This window comes from Kribbella sp. CWNU-51, assembly GCF_054073265.1.
Genome location: NZ_JBSXMZ010000009.1, coordinates 75,523 through 89,924, shown reverse-complemented (window position 1 = coordinate 89,924; position 14,402 = coordinate 75,523). Strand labels below are relative to the sequence as shown.

The window sequence follows — 14,402 nt, the reverse complement described above, 5'->3', positions numbered from 1 at the left end:
GGGTCCGCAATCAGTTCACGAGGGCGCGGCGGCTTGCTTCGCGCAGGATGCGATCGGCAGTTTGATCGGGGGTAAGGGTCGCGGTGTCGAACCACCAGCCGACATCGCCAAACTCGCGCTTCATGTCGGCGTCGAGGGTCTCGTAGCCGTCGAAGTCGAATTGCTCACTGGGATCCCTGATGGTATTGCGGTATTGGCAAGCGTCAATGCCCGGCGCGAGGACAACCAACAAGACCCGCCGGGCACTGAGGAGATCAAGGAAGAAGTCCAGCTTCTCGCGGGACGGCACCATCGCATCGATCAAGGGCGTAAAACCGGCGTCGGAGAAGTTGTTCGCCAGCGCACACAGATTGCGGTGCAACAACTCCACCTGCCGCGCCGCTTCATCGGCAGGCTCGCCCAGCGCCCAGACGGAGCCACTGACAACCATCCTGTTCAGCTCGTCGCCGCCGAGCCGAGCGGAACGCGCCAGCCGCTGCGCAACCAGCCTTGTCACAGTCGACTTCCCGGCCCCAGGCATCCCCGTCACAAGCAAGCAGTCCGACGCCCCAACACCACTCATGACCGAAATCGTGTCAGCGCACCCGCGGCCCGGCAATCACATTTCCCAGACGCCTTCAAGGGAACCGGCAAGCTCGCGGCAGGCCAGTTCGACGACCTAGCGGGCATCGGCATCGTCTGCGTGAGCGGGGAACTGAAACGGCTAGTGCCTCGCCAAGAAACGTCGAGGTCGTTGCCGCACACTTGCCTTCCGCCGGGCAATTTCAAGGGAGAACCCCGCAGCTGCACCCTTCTACCAACCGCATCCCGGGGGTGAGGGGACCAGATCAGGGGTGAACCCCACACCTGGCCGCCGGGTTCGGCTTCGAGGTGGTGACCCGGATTACCTCCCCAACCTTGCTTGGCGCGGCACGAGCTCCAACGCTCGGCATCCCGAAGGGACCAGGTTGGCTTCGGCGTACTGCACACCCACCACGAGAGGCTCATTGACCAGGAGACGGCGAGAGGTGGAGGTGGTCCGTCGCGCGGTAGTGCGCAGTGCCGGGTGATAGCCCGGAATCGCGGGCCGACAGCGCGCGTGGGCTCGACCGCGCTCGTCCAGTGCCCGGGACGGGATTCGAACCCGTATGCCTGTTAGGGCTGCGAGGTTTAAGCTCGCTGCGTCTGCCGTTCCGCCACCCGGGCCAGCTGGCTCGCCTTGAGGTTACAAGTTACTTGTAGACCTTGCGGGGGTAGACGGCGTGGGCGCCGGCGACGCGGTCGAGGAAGAGTTGGCCGTTGCAGTGGTCGATCTCGTGCTGGAGGGCGCGGGCCTCGAAGGCGTCGGTGGTGATCGTGAGGGCGTCCGTCGTACCGGGGAGGACGCCGGTGACGGTCAGGCGGGTGGCGCGTTTGACGTCGCCGGTGAAGTCGGGGACGGACATGCAGCCCTCGCGGCCCTTCTCCTGCCGGGTTGCCTCGACCACGACGGCATTGCAGAGCACGAAGACGCCGTGACGGGTGCGCGTCTTCGGGTGATTGGTCACGTCGAGGGCGAACATCTGCGCCGCCACGCCGACCTGGGGCGCCGCCAGACCGACGCACCCCGGCGACACCCGCATGGTTGCGACCAGATCCGCCGCGAGCTGGATCATCGCCGGATCGAGCGGATCCACGGTCGCGCCCTCGGTCGCCAGGACCGGGTGCGGCGCGCGGACCACTTCCAGAACCTCACCGGCCACGCCGAGCTGCGAAGGAGTCCAGCCGGAAATCAATTCGGCCACGGTCACAGGTCGTCGCTCTCGGCCGGGCGCAGGGTGACGCCGACGCCGAGCTCCTCGGCGGTGATGTCCAGTGCGCGGTAGAGCATGTCCAGCTCGGCGGACGGCGGCAGCTCGACCTCAGCGGTCAGCACGTACAGTTCCCCGCTGAGCCGGGTCGCCAGGTCGGTGATCGTCCCGCCGGCCGACGCGATCATCCGCGTCACGGCGGCCACGATCCCGGGCCGGTCGGCGCCGTGCACGCTCAGCATGTACGGCGCTCCGATCGGCGCGTGCTCGTGTTCGGGGCCGACCCGGCGCACCGTGATCACCAGCTCACCGCGCAGTGGCTCGAGTGCGGACTTCACCTCGTCGTACGGCCCGGAGCAGACGATCATCATGGCGAAATGACCGCGCAGCAGCGTCATGGTGGAGTCCTCGAGGTTGACCCCGGTCCCGGCCAGGGCCTCCGTGACGTCCGCGATGATGCCCGGGCGATCCGGGCCGATGACGGTGACGGCGAGCTGACTCATGCCCGGAAACCTACCGCCGACCTAAGTAGCTCTCGAAAGCGACTTCGGTATGCGGACAGCCACAACTGCCCTGGAGAGCGCTTACGCACCGCTACATTCGAGACATGACCGGGTCCACACATCGCCGTCGCAGCAGGCGGGACTGGATCGTGGACAGCATCGTCTTCGTCCTCGCGATCCTGTTCGGCATCTGGACGTTCAGCGAGGGCGAGAACGACCCCGTCCACCAGGGCCTGCTCGCGTTCGACTTTGTGTCGGGGATGGCGCTCTGCCTGACGCTTTGGTACCGCCGCCGCTGGCCGGTCCAGCTGGCGCTGGTGGCGGCCGTGGTCTCGATCTACTCCGAGGCGGCCAGCGGGGCGGCGCTCGTCCTGATCATGACGGTCGCGATCCACAAGCCATGGCGTACGTCGCTACTGATCTTCGTGGCCAACGCGGTCAGTCTGATTGTCTACATCCAGGTCCGGCACAAGGCCGATGGCACAGCGCTCATGGTCGCCGCCATCGCGATCTACATCGCGGTGGCCGGCTGGGGCCTCTACATCCGATCGCGCCGCCAGCTCCTGCAGACTCTGCGGGATCGCGCCGAACGCGCCGAGACCGTCGCCAAACTGGAGGCCGAGCAGGCCCAGTTGCGAGCTCGCGAGGAGATCGCCCGCGAGATGCACGACGTACTCGGCCATCGCCTGTCCCTGCTGAGCGTGCACGCCGGCGCGCTGGCCTATCGCCCGGACGCGTCCACCGCGGAGGTCGCCGGGGCCGCCGAGATCATCCGGGCCAGCGCGCACCAGGCGTTGCAAGACCTTCGCGAGGTGATCGGCGTACTGCGGGCCCCGGTGGGCGAGCTGCCGCAGCCGACGTTCGCCGATCTGCCCGTGCTGGTGGAGGGTTCGCGCAAGGCCGGGCTGCCGGTGGAGTTGGTGCTGGACGCGCCCGGCGCACTACCCGAGCACGTCGGGCGTACGGCGTACCGGATCGTGCAGGAAGGGCTCACCAACGCGCTCAAGCACGCGCCCGGCGAGCCGGTACAGATCACCGTATCCGGTGCCCCGGGCAACGGCTTGGAGGTGGAGCTCCGCAACCCCGCGCCGAACCGCAGGCGGGGGGATGGGCAAGGTTTGAAGGGATTGACCGAGCGCGCGGCCCTGGTGGAGGGACGGATCGAGCACGGCCGCACCCCCGACGGCGAGTTCCGGCTGTTCGCCTGGCTACCGTGGCCGGCATGAGCGAGCTCAGCATCAAGCACAGCCGATCTTGTGCCTCGGCCGGGCACGGAGCGAACCGAGGACGTGCATGAGTATTCGCGTGCTGATCGTCGATGACGATCCGCTGCTGCGCGCTGGGCTGAAGCTGATGCTCGGCGGCGCGCCCGACATCCGCGTGGTCGGCGAGGCCGGTGACGGCAGCGGCGTACAGGGGCTGATCGACCAGTTGGCGCCGGACGTCATCCTGATGGACATCCGGATGCCCGGCACCGACGGCCTGACCGCGACGGAGGCCGTACGGCGGCGTCAGGGCGCGCCCGAGGTCGTCATCCTGACCACGTTCGACGCCGACGAGCACGTGCTGCGCGCACTCCGTGCCGGGGCCGCCGGCTTCGTGCTGAAGGACACCCCGCCGGCCGAGATCGTCGATTCGGTACGGCGGGTGGCCGCCGGACAGCCCGTACTCTCGCCGGCCGTCACCAAGCGGCTGATCACCAGGGTCGCCGCCTCAGGTCAGGACAACCGCAAGGCGAAGGCTGTCGCCCGTCTCGCCACCCTGAACGACCGCGAGCGGGAGATCGCCGTCGCGGTCGGCGAGGGCAAGTCGAACGCCGAGATCAGCGCGACCCTCTACCTCAGCGTCCCGACCGTGAAGACACACGTCTCCCGCATCCTGACCAAACTCGACCTGAACAACCGCGTGCAGATCGCGCTCCTGGTCCACGACGCCGATCTGTTGCACTAGGCAACCTCGCGCCACCACCCCGTAACGTCCGAAGAAGTGTGGGCTACAGCCCACACTTCTTCGGACGTGAGGACTCAGTTAGCAGCTCAGGACTGCGTCGCGCGGCGGAACTCGTCGTTCGGGGTCTGGAGGCTGCCGAGGCTGGTCACCTCGCGGCGGAAGAACAGCGCCAGCGTCCAGTCGAGGATGACGCGTGCCTTGCGGTTGAAGGTGGGGACACGGGACACGTGGTAGGTCCGGTGCAGGAACCAGGCCAGCCAGCCCTTGACCTTCACGCCGTACAGCTGGGCGACGCCCTTGTGCAGGCCGAGGCTCGCGACCGAGCCGACGTACTTGTGCTCGTAGTCCTGCGGCGGCTGCCCGTCGACCACCCGGAGGATGTTCGCGGCGAGCTGGCGGGCCTGGCGTACGGCGTGCTGGGCGTTCGGAGCGCAGTACGCGCCGGTCTCACTCGTCAGGTCAGGTACGGCAGCGTTGTCGCCGGCGGTCCAGGCGTCGGCGACACCCTCGATCCGCAGGTTGGCGAGCGCCTTGACGCGGCCCTTCTCGTCCAGCGGGAAGTCGGTCGCGGCCAGAGCCGGGTTCGCCTTCACGCCGGCGGTCCAGACGATCGTGTCGGCGTCGAACTCGTCGCCGTCGCTGAGTACGACGTGGCCCTTCTCGCAGGACTCCAGCCGGGTCTCCAGCCGGATGTCCATGTTGCGCTTGCGGAGCTGGTCCACGGTGTACTTGCCGAGATCCGGGCCGACCTCGGGCAGGATCCGGTCGGTGGCCTCGACCAGCACCCAGTGCATGTCCTCGGGCTTGATGTTGTCGTAGTACCGGGTCGCGTAGCGGGCCATGTCCTCGAGCTCCGCGAAGGCCTCGACACCGGCGTACCCACCGCCGATGAAGACGAACGTCAGCGCGGACTTGCGCAGCACCGGGTCCGGCTGGGACGACGCGACGTCGAGGCGGTCCAGCACCTTGTTGCGCAGGGCGATCGCCTCTTCGACATTCTTGAACCCGGTGGCCTCCTCGGCCAGGCCGGGGATCGGCAGCGTCCGGGCGATCGAGCCGAGCGCGACCACGATCTGGTCGTAGGCCAGCTCGTACTCCGGGCCTTCCTCGGGCATCACCTTGGCGACCTTGTGGGCGTGGTCGATCCCAGTCACCCGGCCGGTCACCACGCGGCAGCCCTTGAGGGTCTTACGCAGCGGCACCACGACGTGCCGCGGCTCCACCGAGCCGGCCGCGGCTTCGGGCAGGAACGGCTGGTAGGTCATCACCGACCGCGGGTCGACCACGGTCACCCGGATCCGGCCCTTGCGAGCCGCCCGGCGCAGGCCGTACGCGGTGTACATCCCGACGTAACCGCCTCCGACGACGAGGATGTGCGGCACCTGGGCAGTCATGCGGTTCACTCTCCCTGAGTGGTCTTCAGACTTCATGTTCACTTCAACGCTAAGTGCTCGTGAAAGATTTCACAAACCCTCTCGCGAGTGATCTCACCCTCCGAACAGTCCCCCCTCCGGGCGACCTCTCATCCCCTCATGGTGAGGCCCGTACCCCCGCCCGACCAGCGCCAACCCCCACCGACACACAACCGCAAGCCGCCCCAGGGGCCGAGGCCGCCGGCGGCCTCCTGGCGTCACGCGAAGAGGCAGTCATGAACCCGAGCCGGCCGCGGCGGCCGGTGCGGGGTTCACCCCTGATCTGGTCCCATCACCCCGGACATGCGGTGGGTAGAAGGGTGCATCTCCGAGGTTCACCCCTGAAATTGCCCCGGACGAGAGGCCTCCTCCGGAGCGTCACTCTTCGGACTCGCCTTGCAAGGCGAGGTCTTCCTCAGGCAGGCGGTAGACGGAGATGTGGGAGGGGGAGTCGGCGGTGAACGCGGTGCCGGTCCAGGTGGCGTGGCGGGATTCGAGGGTTAGGCCGGCTAGTTGGGCCATCAGGTCGAGTTCGGCGGGCCAGATGTAGCGGTGGGGGCTGCGGAAGAGCTCTGCCTGGGTGCCTTCGCCGAAGTGGAAGTGGTGTGAGACGACGTGTTGCTGCAGTACGTCGTACGTGTCCAAGAGGATGTAGCCGGAGTCGGCGACCCCGACCGTGGCCGGGATGCCGGGTGGGAGGCGGCGGAGTTCGGGGACCCAGAGCTCGATCACGAAGCAGCCGCCGGGGGAGAGGTGGCGGGCGGCGTTCCGGAAGCACGCGACCTGCTCCTCCTGCGTGAGCAGGTTGGAGATCGTGTTGTAGACCAGATAGACGAGGGTGAACTCGCCCGGCACGCGGACGGCGGACATGTCGCCGACGGTCACCGGGATCGCGGCCTCATCGGCCTTCGTCCGCAGTTGCTCGAGCATCGCCGTGGACAGCTCGATCCCGCTGACCGGCACGCCGCGCTCCGCCAGCGGTACGGCGACCCGCCCGGTGCCGATCGCGAACTCGAGGGCCCGGCCGTCGCCGGCCAGTTCGGCCAGCCGATCCACGGTCGGCTCGAGTACGTCGGCCGCGAACATCCCACTGCCCGGAGTGTCGTACCTTCGCGCGGTGTCGGCGTTCCAGATCTCGTTCTGCCGGGCCGCGGCGGGTGAGAGCCAGCGAAGCTTGTCCCCATCCGCTTCCTCGCCGATCTTGCGGAAGCCGAGGCGGTCATAGAGCCGCCGAGCGTCCGGGTTGTCCCGTTCCACGCCGAGATCCAGCGGTACGCCGGTACTCGCGGCCTCGGACTGCAGTCCGGTGATGATCGCCGTACCGATCCCGCGGTTCTGGACCTCCGGCAGGAGCTGGATCCCGTTGAGCTGGATGGACTCCGTGGTCCGGCTGACCCGGAGGCGGCCGACCGGGCGGCCGTCGAGCTCGATCACGCTCAGCGTGGACGACTCGTCCGCGAGCAGCTCACGGTGCCACGCGCCGAACCCGGCGTGCCACTCCGCCTCGTCGACGTCGGCGGCCAGGCGGCCCTGGGCGCGGGTCGCTTCGAGGGTGACGTGCGTGAGGAACGCGATGTCGGCCGCCGTGGCCGGGCGAATGCGGTAAGGCTCTGCCATGACCGACCAACCTATGCACCGGCCGCATCGTCCGCGACAGGTTTTACTCGCCCACCTGACCGTCGGTCGACTCCCGGAGGAGGTCGAGGTGGCCGAGGTGGCGAGCGGTCTCCTCGATCAGGTGGGCGACGGCGTACCGAAGCGTGAAGGTCATGCCGTCCGAGCGGGCGCGATCGTCGAAGGCGGCCGCCACCGTGATCTCGCGCGAGCGGGCGCACTCGGCCCGGTACGACGCCAGCACGCCATCGACCGTGTCGCCGGGAGCAATCGGGAAACCGCCGTGCGGATCCTCCTCGGTCCACGGCCACTCGATGTCGAGACCCGCGAAGTCGATCGCGAACCAGAACCGCTCCACCGCGGTCAGATGCTTGACGATGCCCGCCGGCGTCAACGCGGACGGGTGGACCGGTCGGGCGAACGCCTGGGCGTCGGTCAGGCCGGTGAGTTTGAGCTCGACGGTTGAGCGCAGAAAGTCGAGCAGGCCGGTGAGCGTACCGTGTTCGTCGGCGTCCTCGGCGGGCCGGACGCGGGTGATCTCGGACATCGGACCACGGTAAGCGCGACAGAGCTCTGTGAGAAAGGTTGATCGGCGGGGTGTTGCGAGAGTGAATAGGAGTGTGGAGAGTTACCGCAATCTGGTGCTGGCGGGTTCGCTGCTCGTTCCTCCGGCCGTTTGTGCGCTGCTGACCCCGTTTCGCGACAACTTCGACAACGCGAACGCCGCCCTGCTGCTGGTGGTGGTGATCGTCGCCGTCGCGGCGTTCGGCATCCGGCTCGCCGGGGTGCTGGCGGCGGTGTCGAGCGCGGTGTGGTTCGACTTCTTCCTGACCGTGCCCTACAACACCTTCACGATCAACAGCAGCTCCGACGTCGAGCTGACCGTGCTGCTGGTGCTGATCGGCACCGCGGTCACCGAGATCGCGATCTGGGGCCGCAGGCAACAAGCCCGGGCGTCCCGGCATCTCGGCTACCTGGACGGCGTGATCACCACCTCGCAGGCGGTGGCGGCCGGTGGGTCCACGGACGACCTGATCGAGCAGGTGCGCGTCGAGTTGACCGCCGTACTGGGGATCGACGGGGTCAAGTTCGTTGCCGGTGACAAGCAGACGCAGGCTCCGCGATTGAACGCGGACGGCTCGGTGACGCGCGGCAGCCACGAACTGAAGGTCGAACGCGACGGTCTGCCGACCAACTCCGAGATCGAGCTCGCCGTCCAGCATGCCGGCGAGACCCGCGGCCGCTTCCTGCTCACCGCGGCCGCCCGGATCGCTCGCCCCGACCTCGAACAGCGTCTCGTCGCTGTCGCCCTGGCAGACCAGGTCGGCGCCGCCCTCTCCAGCCACGAGGCCCTGCACCCGCACCTCTGACAGCACTGCGCCGTCCCCTCTGGCCGGCCTGCGGGAGCAAGACGTCCCGGGTGGCCGCCGGTCCGGCGTCGTGCCTGCCCATACAGGCACGACGCCGTCAGACCGTGAGCACCACCTTCCCCGCGCTGAATACGACGTACGGGGGTAGGGCTTTCGCATCGGGAATCGATTGGTGTGTGCAACCGTTTTCCCTTGTGCGGTTTCGGTTGGGGAACAGCAGTGTGATTCTCAGATGTTGTTAAGGGTGGGACCGTAGTATCTCGATACGGCCCCGGATGTGGGTCACCAGGAGGATGACATGCAGAGCAGTAACCCGGTCCTGAACCGGTCGAGTGCGTTCGCGCCTGGCCACGGCCAGGCGTATCCGGGCGCCGCTCCGTACGGCCAGCCTGGTCCGTACGGCTCCGGCGGGCCAGGTGTCCCGCCGCAGCAGTACCAAGGTTCTCCGGTCGGCAGCCGCCCGATGACGATGGACGACGTGATCGTCCGGACCGCCGCCACTCTGGGCGTCGTGACGGTAGTCGCCGTGATCGCCTGGAACACGATCCCGGTCAGCTTGGTCACCCCGGCGTTCCTGGCCGGTGCCCTGCTGGCGTTCATCCTCGCGATGGTGCTGTCGTTCTCCCGTAAGGTGAACCCGGCGCTGGTGATGGTGTACGCCGCGGCCGAGGGCGTCTTCCTCGGGATCGGCAGCAAGTTCATCGCGAACTGGGTCGGTGACTCGGACATCATCGTGCAGGCGGTGCTCGCCACTCTGGTGACGGCCGGTCTGACGCTGGCGACGTACAAGTACTTCGCGATCAAGGTGACGCCGCGATTCACCAAGATGGTGATCATCGCGACGATGGGCTTCGCCGGCGTGATCCTGATCAACTTCATCGTCAGCCTGTTCGGCGTCAACACCGGGATCGCCGGGTTCGGCGTGATGGGTCTGGTGTTCGCCGCGCTCGGTGCCGGACTCGCGGTCTTCAACCTGATCCTCGACTTCGACCTGATCGAGCGTGGTGTCCGCAACGGCGCCCCGCAGAACGAGGCCTGGCGGGCCGCGTTCGCCCTGACCGTCACCCTGGTCTGGCTCTACTGGAACATTCTGCGCATCCTCGCCATCCTCCGCGGCGGCGACTGACCCCCCACGAACGAACCGAAGGGCCGGCCTACTCGCCGGCCCTTCGGCTTTTCCGCACACTGCGAACATACGAAGAAGACCCGCCCCTCCACCTGAAAGGGCAGGCCTTCTGTTTTCTCAGACTCCTGTTCGGCTCGTCAGCCCATTCGCCGGTGCGCCTTGACCAGGTCGTACTCGTGGACGATGGCTGTAGCGTGCCCGTGCGCGAGGGCGTACTCGCTGGAAAGCCATCTCACTCTGTCATCGAAGCGCAGGAACGACGGTCCGTCGTTCATCAGCTCGAACCACTCGGTCATCTCGCGTCCGGTGCACCTGGGCACCCTCTCCACCAGACGCTGGTGCGTCTCCTCGGAGTGGCTCAAGCCCATCTTCGCCTCCCGTTTATCGGGGTACCGCGTAGTTATCGACTGTGCACCACGAGGACGCCCACAGGCAAGACCTTCTTCATGTATGTCGCCGCTCAGCGGACGCACAACCTGAAGAATCCGGGGACCCGGTTCACTTCCCTACCGGTACGGTGTCCGCGGTCCCCTCGTCGATGCGCTCCACGTCGGCCTCCGGGTGCCGGCGGCGATGGCGAAGGGTGGCCCAGCGTCCGCGCGGACCGCGCTCGTGCCCGGCGACCTCGGTGGCCGCGACCTCGGTCCCCGCGGTCTGGGCGGCCTGGACCGCGGCTTCCGCGATCGGCAGGATCGCCTCGCCCCGGAACGTCTCCGGTGGCACGAAGGACTCCGGCCCGACCCCCATCGCTGCCGCCACCGACGGCAGCAGTGCGGCGGAGGCGGCGGCGTACCCGGTGGCGGAGGGGTGGAAGTTGTCCCGCCCCCACATCGACGGGTTGGTCCGGAACACCTCGCCGAGCAGAGAGCCCAGAGACACGGACCGGCCGCCTGCCTCGACCACTGCGATGGTCTGAGCGGCGGCCAGTCGGCGGCCCCAGGACCGGGCGACCTGCCGCAGCGGCGGCATGATCGTCCGGATCACGCCGAGGTCCGGACAGGTACCCACCACCACCTCACAGTTCGCGGCCCGCAACCTGCGGACCGCGGTCGACAGCAGCCGCACGGAGGTTGACGGTGGCATCTTCGCCTTCACGTCGTTGACGCCGATCAGGATGACGGCCACATGCGGTCCGGCCTGCAGCGCGGCGTCGACCTGGGCGGCCAGATCGGTCGACTTCGCGCCGGTCTTCGACACGTCGGCCAGCCGCACCGGACGCTGGGCCAACTCGGCGAGGCCGGACGCCAGCAGCACGCCCGGGGTCTCGTCCGGCGAGTCCGTGCCGTAACCGGCGGCACTGGAATCGCCGATCATGGCGAAGGTGATCGGACGTCCTGGATACCGGCCGAACAGGCCGTCGCCCGGAGTCGGGTAGTAGCGCATCGGTCCGATCACGCGCTTGGCATACTCGGCTTCAGCCGTCAGTACGCCGTACAACGTGGCACCGATGAGCCCGAGTCCCCCGCCCCCTACGGCTGCGGCCTGGGCCAGTCGCTTCGCGGCCCCGGCTCTACTCATGAGTCAAGGATTACACGCTGTGATGTACAAGCAAGTGAAATAGGGGAAACGACACGAGCATCACTAGAGTGAAGCTGTGCGCTACGCAGAATCTCTCCTGGACCTGGTCGGCAACACCCCGCTCGTGAAGCTGGGTAAGACGACCGACGGCGCCAAGCCGCTCGTGCTCGCCAAGGTCGAGTACTTCAACCCCGGCGGCTCGGTGAAGGACCGGATCGCGGTCCGGATGATCGAGGCCGCGGAGGCCTCCGGCGAGCTCAAGCCCGGCGGCACGATCGTCGAGCCGACCTCCGGCAACACCGGGGTCGGGCTCGCGATGGTCGCCCAGCAGAAGGGCTACAAGTGCGTCTTCGTCTGCCCGGACAAGGTCAGCGAGGACAAGCGCAACGTGCTCAAGGCGTACGGCGCGGAGGTCGTGGTCTGCCCGACCGCGGTCGCGCCGGAGCACCCGGACTCCTACTACAACGTCTCCGACCGACTGGTCCGCGAGATCGATGGCGCCTGGAAGCCGAACCAGTACGCCAATCAGAACAACCCGCGCTCGCACTACGAGACCACGGGTCCGGAGCTGTGGGAGCAGACCGGCGGGAAGATTACCCACTTCGTCGCGGGGATCGGCACCGGCGGCACGATCACGGGCGTCGGGAAGTACCTCAAGGAGGTCTCCGGCGGGAAGGTGCAGATCATCGGCGCCGACCCGGAGGGCTCGGTGTACTCCGGCGGCACCGGCCGGCCGTACCTGGTCGAGGGCGTCGGTGAGGACTTCTGGCCGGACACGTACGACCGGACCATCTGCGACCGGGTGATCGAGGTGTCGGACGCGGACTCGTTCGCGTTGACCCGGCGGCTGGCCCGCGAGGAAGCCATGCTGGTCGGCGGTTCGGCGGGCATGGCGGCCGCGGCCGCGATCCGGTTGGCCCACGAGCTCGACGACCCGGAAGCCGTCATCGTCGTACTGCTGCCGGACGGCGGCCGCGGTTACCTGACCAAGGTCTTCAACGACGACTGGCTGGCGCAGTACGGGTTCCTCGCGCACGCCCGGCACGGCGTCACGCTCGGCGAGATCCTGGCCGGCAAGGACGGCAGCCTGCCGCCGCTGGTGCACACCCACCCGCACGAGACGATCGCCGAGGCGGTCGAGATCCTGCGCGAGTACGGCGTCTCGCAGATGCCGGTCGTCCGGGCCGAGCCGCCGGTGATGGCGGCCGAGGTGGCCGGCTCGGTGTCGGAGCGGACGTTGATGGACGCCCTGTACTCCGGCAAGGCGCGGCTGGCCGACATGGTCGAGCTGCACATGGACCCGGCGCTGCCGTCCCTGGGCGCGGGCGAACCGGTCACCAAGGCGGTCGAGCTGCTCGAGGGTCGGGACGCCCTGATGGTGTTGGACGACGGCAAGCCGGTGGGCGTTCTGACCCGGCAGGACCTCCTGGTCCACTTGTCCGCCGACTGACTCCCTGACGGGGAGACTTATCGGTCGACGACCGAGGGCACGATGGCGAGCAGGACCGTGATCACGATGCCGATCACGATGACTGCCGCTCCAGCGATCTGAAGGATTTCCATACCTCAAGGATCCTTCAGTGGAGCGGTCCGGACATCGGCCCGAGGACCGGTCTTGCCTTCATCCCAAGGTCGTACGGCGAACCCTGCCCACTCCTACTTCAGGAGTGCGGGGAAACCCCTAGTGGACCAGCACGAAGTCGGCTGGGTCGAGGCGGCGGGTGCGGCGCCAGTAGGAGAAGGTGAACTCGGGCCAGGTGGTCGAGTTGCGGCCGGCGGCGTCCAGGTACCAGCTGTTGCAGCCCGAATGCCAGACGGTCTCGTCCAGTTCGCTCTGGACCCCCTCGACGAACCGCTCCTGGGCGTCCTCGCGGACCTCGACATATGACGCTCCGCGGCGACGCAGCAGGTGCAGGGCCTGCATCACGTAGCGGACCTGGGCCTCGATCATGAAGACCATCGAGGAGTGGCCGAGCACGGTGTTCGGCCCGACCAGCAGGAAGAGATTGGGATAGCCGGCAACGGTGATGCCGAGGTGGGCGCCGATGCCGGTGCGCTTCCAGTGGTCGGCCAGGTCGACCCCGTCCTTGCCCAGGATCGGCATCCGGGTCAGGTTGGCCGAAACCTCGAAGCCGGTGCCGAGCACGATCGTGTCGCAGGCCCGCTCGGTCCCGTTGCTCGTGACCACGCCGGTCGGCGTGACCCGCGCGATCGGGGTGGTGACGACGTCGACGTTCGGCCGGGTGAGCGCGGGGTAGTAGTCGTTCGAGAGCAGGATCCGCTTGCAGCCGATCTGGTAGTCCGGGGTCAGCTTGGCGCGCAGTTCGGGATCGGCGACCTGCTTGCGTAGGTGACGTTTCGCCTGGAGTTCAAGGCCTTTCATCAGCTTCGGGTTGCCCGCGAAGCCGGCGCCGCGGCCCTCGAGTCCCCAGTAGACGGCGTTCCGGATCGCCCGCTGCCCGGCCGGGAACCGCTCGTGCAGCCGGCGCTCCCACGGGCCGATCGAGCGATCCGGCTTCGGAGTGATCCACGGTGGCGTCCGCTGGTAGACGTCCAGCTGGGCGACCTCCGAGGCGATCTGCGGAACGAACTGGATCGCCGATGCCCCGGTCCCGATCACCGCGACGTTCCGGCCGCGCAGGTCCTGGGAGTGATCCCACTGCGCCGAGTGGAACGTCGTACCGCCGAAGGAGTCGAGACCCGGGATGTCGGGCAGCTTGGGCCGGTGCAGGCTGCCGACGCCCGCGACCAGGGCCTGGGTCTCGATCGTCTCCGAGCCGTTCACGGTCACGGTCCACCGGCCGGTCGCCTCGTCGAACACCGCCTCGGTGACCTCCGCGCCGTACCGGATCCGGTCCGCGATCCCGTACTTGTCCGCGCAGTGCCGCAGGTAGGCGAGGATCTCGTCCCACGGTGCGAACATCCGCGTCCAGCGCGGGTTCTGCTCGAACGAGAACGAGTAGAGGTACGACGGGATATCGCAGGCGCAGCCGGGATACGTGTTGTCCCGCCAGGTGCCGCCGAGGTCGTCCGCCTTCTCCAGGATGACGAAGTCCTCACACCCGGCCTGCTGCAACTTGATGCCCATACACAACCCGGCGAACCCGGATCCCACAATGACAACCTCAGCCATACCAGCC

14 protein-coding genes and 1 tRNA gene are annotated in these 14,402 nt (G+C 68.0%); 5 read left to right on the top strand and 10 right to left on the bottom strand.

The genetic code is table 11. The annotated features are described in order from the left end of the window. Positions 1-10: 10 nt before the first annotated feature. The 4 genes from ACXC9Q_RS14250 to ACXC9Q_RS14235 form a co-directional block, all read right to left on the bottom strand. Complete coding sequence (locus ACXC9Q_RS14250; RefSeq protein ID WP_457056976.1) at positions 11-562, bottom strand: AAA family ATPase; 552 nt, start codon at positions 560-562, stop codon at positions 11-13. Between the two features lie 540 nt (positions 563-1,102). Further along, positions 1,103-1,185, bottom strand: a tRNA-Leu gene (locus tag ACXC9Q_RS14245). Positions 1,186-1,211: 26 nt separating this feature from the next. Continuing rightward, positions 1,212-1,763, bottom strand: coding sequence for a peptide deformylase (locus tag ACXC9Q_RS14240; protein ID WP_457056975.1), 552 nt, complete (start codon positions 1,761-1,763; stop codon positions 1,212-1,214). 2 nt (positions 1,764-1,765) lie between these two features. Then, entirely contained in the window at positions 1,766-2,272 is a 507-nt protein-coding gene (locus ACXC9Q_RS14235) for a glycine cleavage system protein R (protein ID WP_329481436.1), read from the bottom strand. A gap of 104 nt (positions 2,273-2,376) precedes the next feature. Between ACXC9Q_RS14235 and ACXC9Q_RS14230 the strand changes: the two genes are divergently transcribed. Further along, positions 2,377-3,498: a sensor histidine kinase gene (locus ACXC9Q_RS14230; protein WP_457056974.1), complete on the top strand. Its 1,122-nt coding sequence runs from the start codon at positions 2,377-2,379 to the stop codon at positions 3,496-3,498. A gap of 67 nt (positions 3,499-3,565) precedes the next feature. Next, positions 3,566-4,222 carry a response regulator gene (locus tag ACXC9Q_RS14225; protein ID WP_457056973.1) on the top strand — a complete coding sequence of 219 codons (657 nt, stop codon included), beginning with the start codon at positions 3,566-3,568 and terminating at the stop codon, positions 4,220-4,222. Between the two features lie 86 nt (positions 4,223-4,308). On the opposite strand, the gene ACXC9Q_RS14220 is transcribed toward ACXC9Q_RS14225, so the two are convergent. From ACXC9Q_RS14220 to ACXC9Q_RS14210, 3 genes are all read right to left on the bottom strand, one after another. Further along, the gene (locus ACXC9Q_RS14220; protein WP_457056972.1) at positions 4,309-5,616 is read right to left on the bottom strand and encodes an NAD(P)/FAD-dependent oxidoreductase; all 1,308 of its coding nucleotides are present in this window, start codon (positions 5,614-5,616) and stop codon (positions 4,309-4,311) included. 396 nt (positions 5,617-6,012) lie between these two features. After that, a complete protein-coding gene (locus tag ACXC9Q_RS14215; protein WP_457056971.1) occupies positions 6,013-7,251 on the bottom strand; it encodes a GNAT family N-acetyltransferase in 1,239 nt (412 codons plus the stop codon). Between the two features lie 43 nt (positions 7,252-7,294). After that, on the bottom strand, positions 7,295-7,795 hold the full coding sequence (locus tag ACXC9Q_RS14210) for a DinB family protein (protein WP_457056970.1): 501 nt from the start codon (positions 7,793-7,795) through the stop codon (positions 7,295-7,297). A 61-nt stretch (positions 7,796-7,856) separates the two neighbouring features. On the opposite strand from ACXC9Q_RS14210, the gene ACXC9Q_RS14205 reads away from it, so the two are divergent. Together ACXC9Q_RS14205 and ACXC9Q_RS14200 are read left to right on the top strand one after the other, a co-directional pair. Next, positions 7,857-8,618 carry a DUF4118 domain-containing protein gene (locus ACXC9Q_RS14205; RefSeq protein ID WP_457056969.1) on the top strand — a complete coding sequence of 254 codons (762 nt, stop codon included), beginning with the start codon at positions 7,857-7,859 and terminating at the stop codon, positions 8,616-8,618. Between the two features lie 298 nt (positions 8,619-8,916). Continuing rightward, a complete protein-coding gene (locus tag ACXC9Q_RS14200) occupies positions 8,917-9,744 on the top strand; it encodes a Bax inhibitor-1/YccA family protein (protein ID WP_457056968.1) in 828 nt (275 codons plus the stop codon). Between the two features lie 137 nt (positions 9,745-9,881). On the opposite strand, the gene ACXC9Q_RS14195 is transcribed toward ACXC9Q_RS14200, so the two are convergent. Both ACXC9Q_RS14195 and ACXC9Q_RS14190 read right to left on the bottom strand, forming a co-directional pair. Then, on the bottom strand, positions 9,882-10,112 hold the full coding sequence (locus ACXC9Q_RS14195) for a DUF4287 domain-containing protein (protein WP_405068816.1): 231 nt from the start codon (positions 10,110-10,112) through the stop codon (positions 9,882-9,884). Between the two features lie 130 nt (positions 10,113-10,242). Then, entirely contained in the window at positions 10,243-11,262 is a 1,020-nt protein-coding gene (locus ACXC9Q_RS14190; RefSeq protein ID WP_457056967.1) for an SGNH/GDSL hydrolase family protein, read from the bottom strand. A gap of 76 nt (positions 11,263-11,338) precedes the next feature. Here ACXC9Q_RS14190 and ACXC9Q_RS14185 point away from each other — a divergent pair, with 76 nt between their 5' ends. Next, positions 11,339-12,712, top strand: coding sequence for a cystathionine beta-synthase (locus tag ACXC9Q_RS14185; protein WP_457056966.1), 1,374 nt, complete (start codon positions 11,339-11,341; stop codon positions 12,710-12,712). A gap of 231 nt (positions 12,713-12,943) precedes the next feature. On the opposite strand, the gene ACXC9Q_RS14180 is transcribed toward ACXC9Q_RS14185, so the two are convergent. Further along, positions 12,944-14,395, bottom strand: coding sequence for a flavin-containing monooxygenase (locus tag ACXC9Q_RS14180; protein WP_457056965.1), 1,452 nt, complete (start codon positions 14,393-14,395; stop codon positions 12,944-12,946). Positions 14,396-14,402 lie beyond the last annotated feature (7 nt).

What these genes read in the sequence shown, in the direction of transcription:
- ACXC9Q_RS14235 (WP_329481436.1), bottom strand. Translation starts at nt 2,272, where the DNA reads ATGAGTCAGCTCGCCGTCACCGTCATCGGCCCGGATCGCCCGGGCATC.
- ACXC9Q_RS14250 (WP_457056976.1), bottom strand. Translation starts at nt 562, where the DNA reads ATGAGTGGTGTTGGGGCGTCGGACTGCTTGCTTGTGACGGGGATGCCT.
- ACXC9Q_RS14225 (WP_457056973.1), top strand. Translation starts at nt 3,566, where the DNA reads ATGAGTATTCGCGTGCTGATCGTCGATGACGATCCGCTGCTGCGCGCT.
- ACXC9Q_RS14210 (WP_457056970.1), bottom strand. Translation starts at nt 7,795, where the DNA reads ATGTCCGAGATCACCCGCGTCCGGCCCGCCGAGGACGCCGACGAACAC.
- ACXC9Q_RS14195 (WP_405068816.1), bottom strand. Translation starts at nt 10,112, where the DNA reads ATGGGCTTGAGCCACTCCGAGGAGACGCACCAGCGTCTGGTGGAGAGG.
- ACXC9Q_RS14200 (WP_457056968.1), top strand. Translation starts at nt 8,917, where the DNA reads ATGCAGAGCAGTAACCCGGTCCTGAACCGGTCGAGTGCGTTCGCGCCT.
- ACXC9Q_RS14220 (WP_457056972.1), bottom strand. Translation starts at nt 5,616, where the DNA reads ATGACTGCCCAGGTGCCGCACATCCTCGTCGTCGGAGGCGGTTACGTC.
- ACXC9Q_RS14180 (WP_457056965.1), bottom strand. Translation starts at nt 14,395, where the DNA reads ATGGCTGAGGTTGTCATTGTGGGATCCGGGTTCGCCGGGTTGTGTATG.
- ACXC9Q_RS14230 (WP_457056974.1), top strand. Translation starts at nt 2,377, where the DNA reads ATGACCGGGTCCACACATCGCCGTCGCAGCAGGCGGGACTGGATCGTG.
- ACXC9Q_RS14190 (WP_457056967.1), bottom strand. Translation starts at nt 11,262, where the DNA reads ATGAGTAGAGCCGGGGCCGCGAAGCGACTGGCCCAGGCCGCAGCCGTA.
- ACXC9Q_RS14215 (WP_457056971.1), bottom strand. Translation starts at nt 7,251, where the DNA reads ATGGCAGAGCCTTACCGCATTCGCCCGGCCACGGCGGCCGACATCGCG.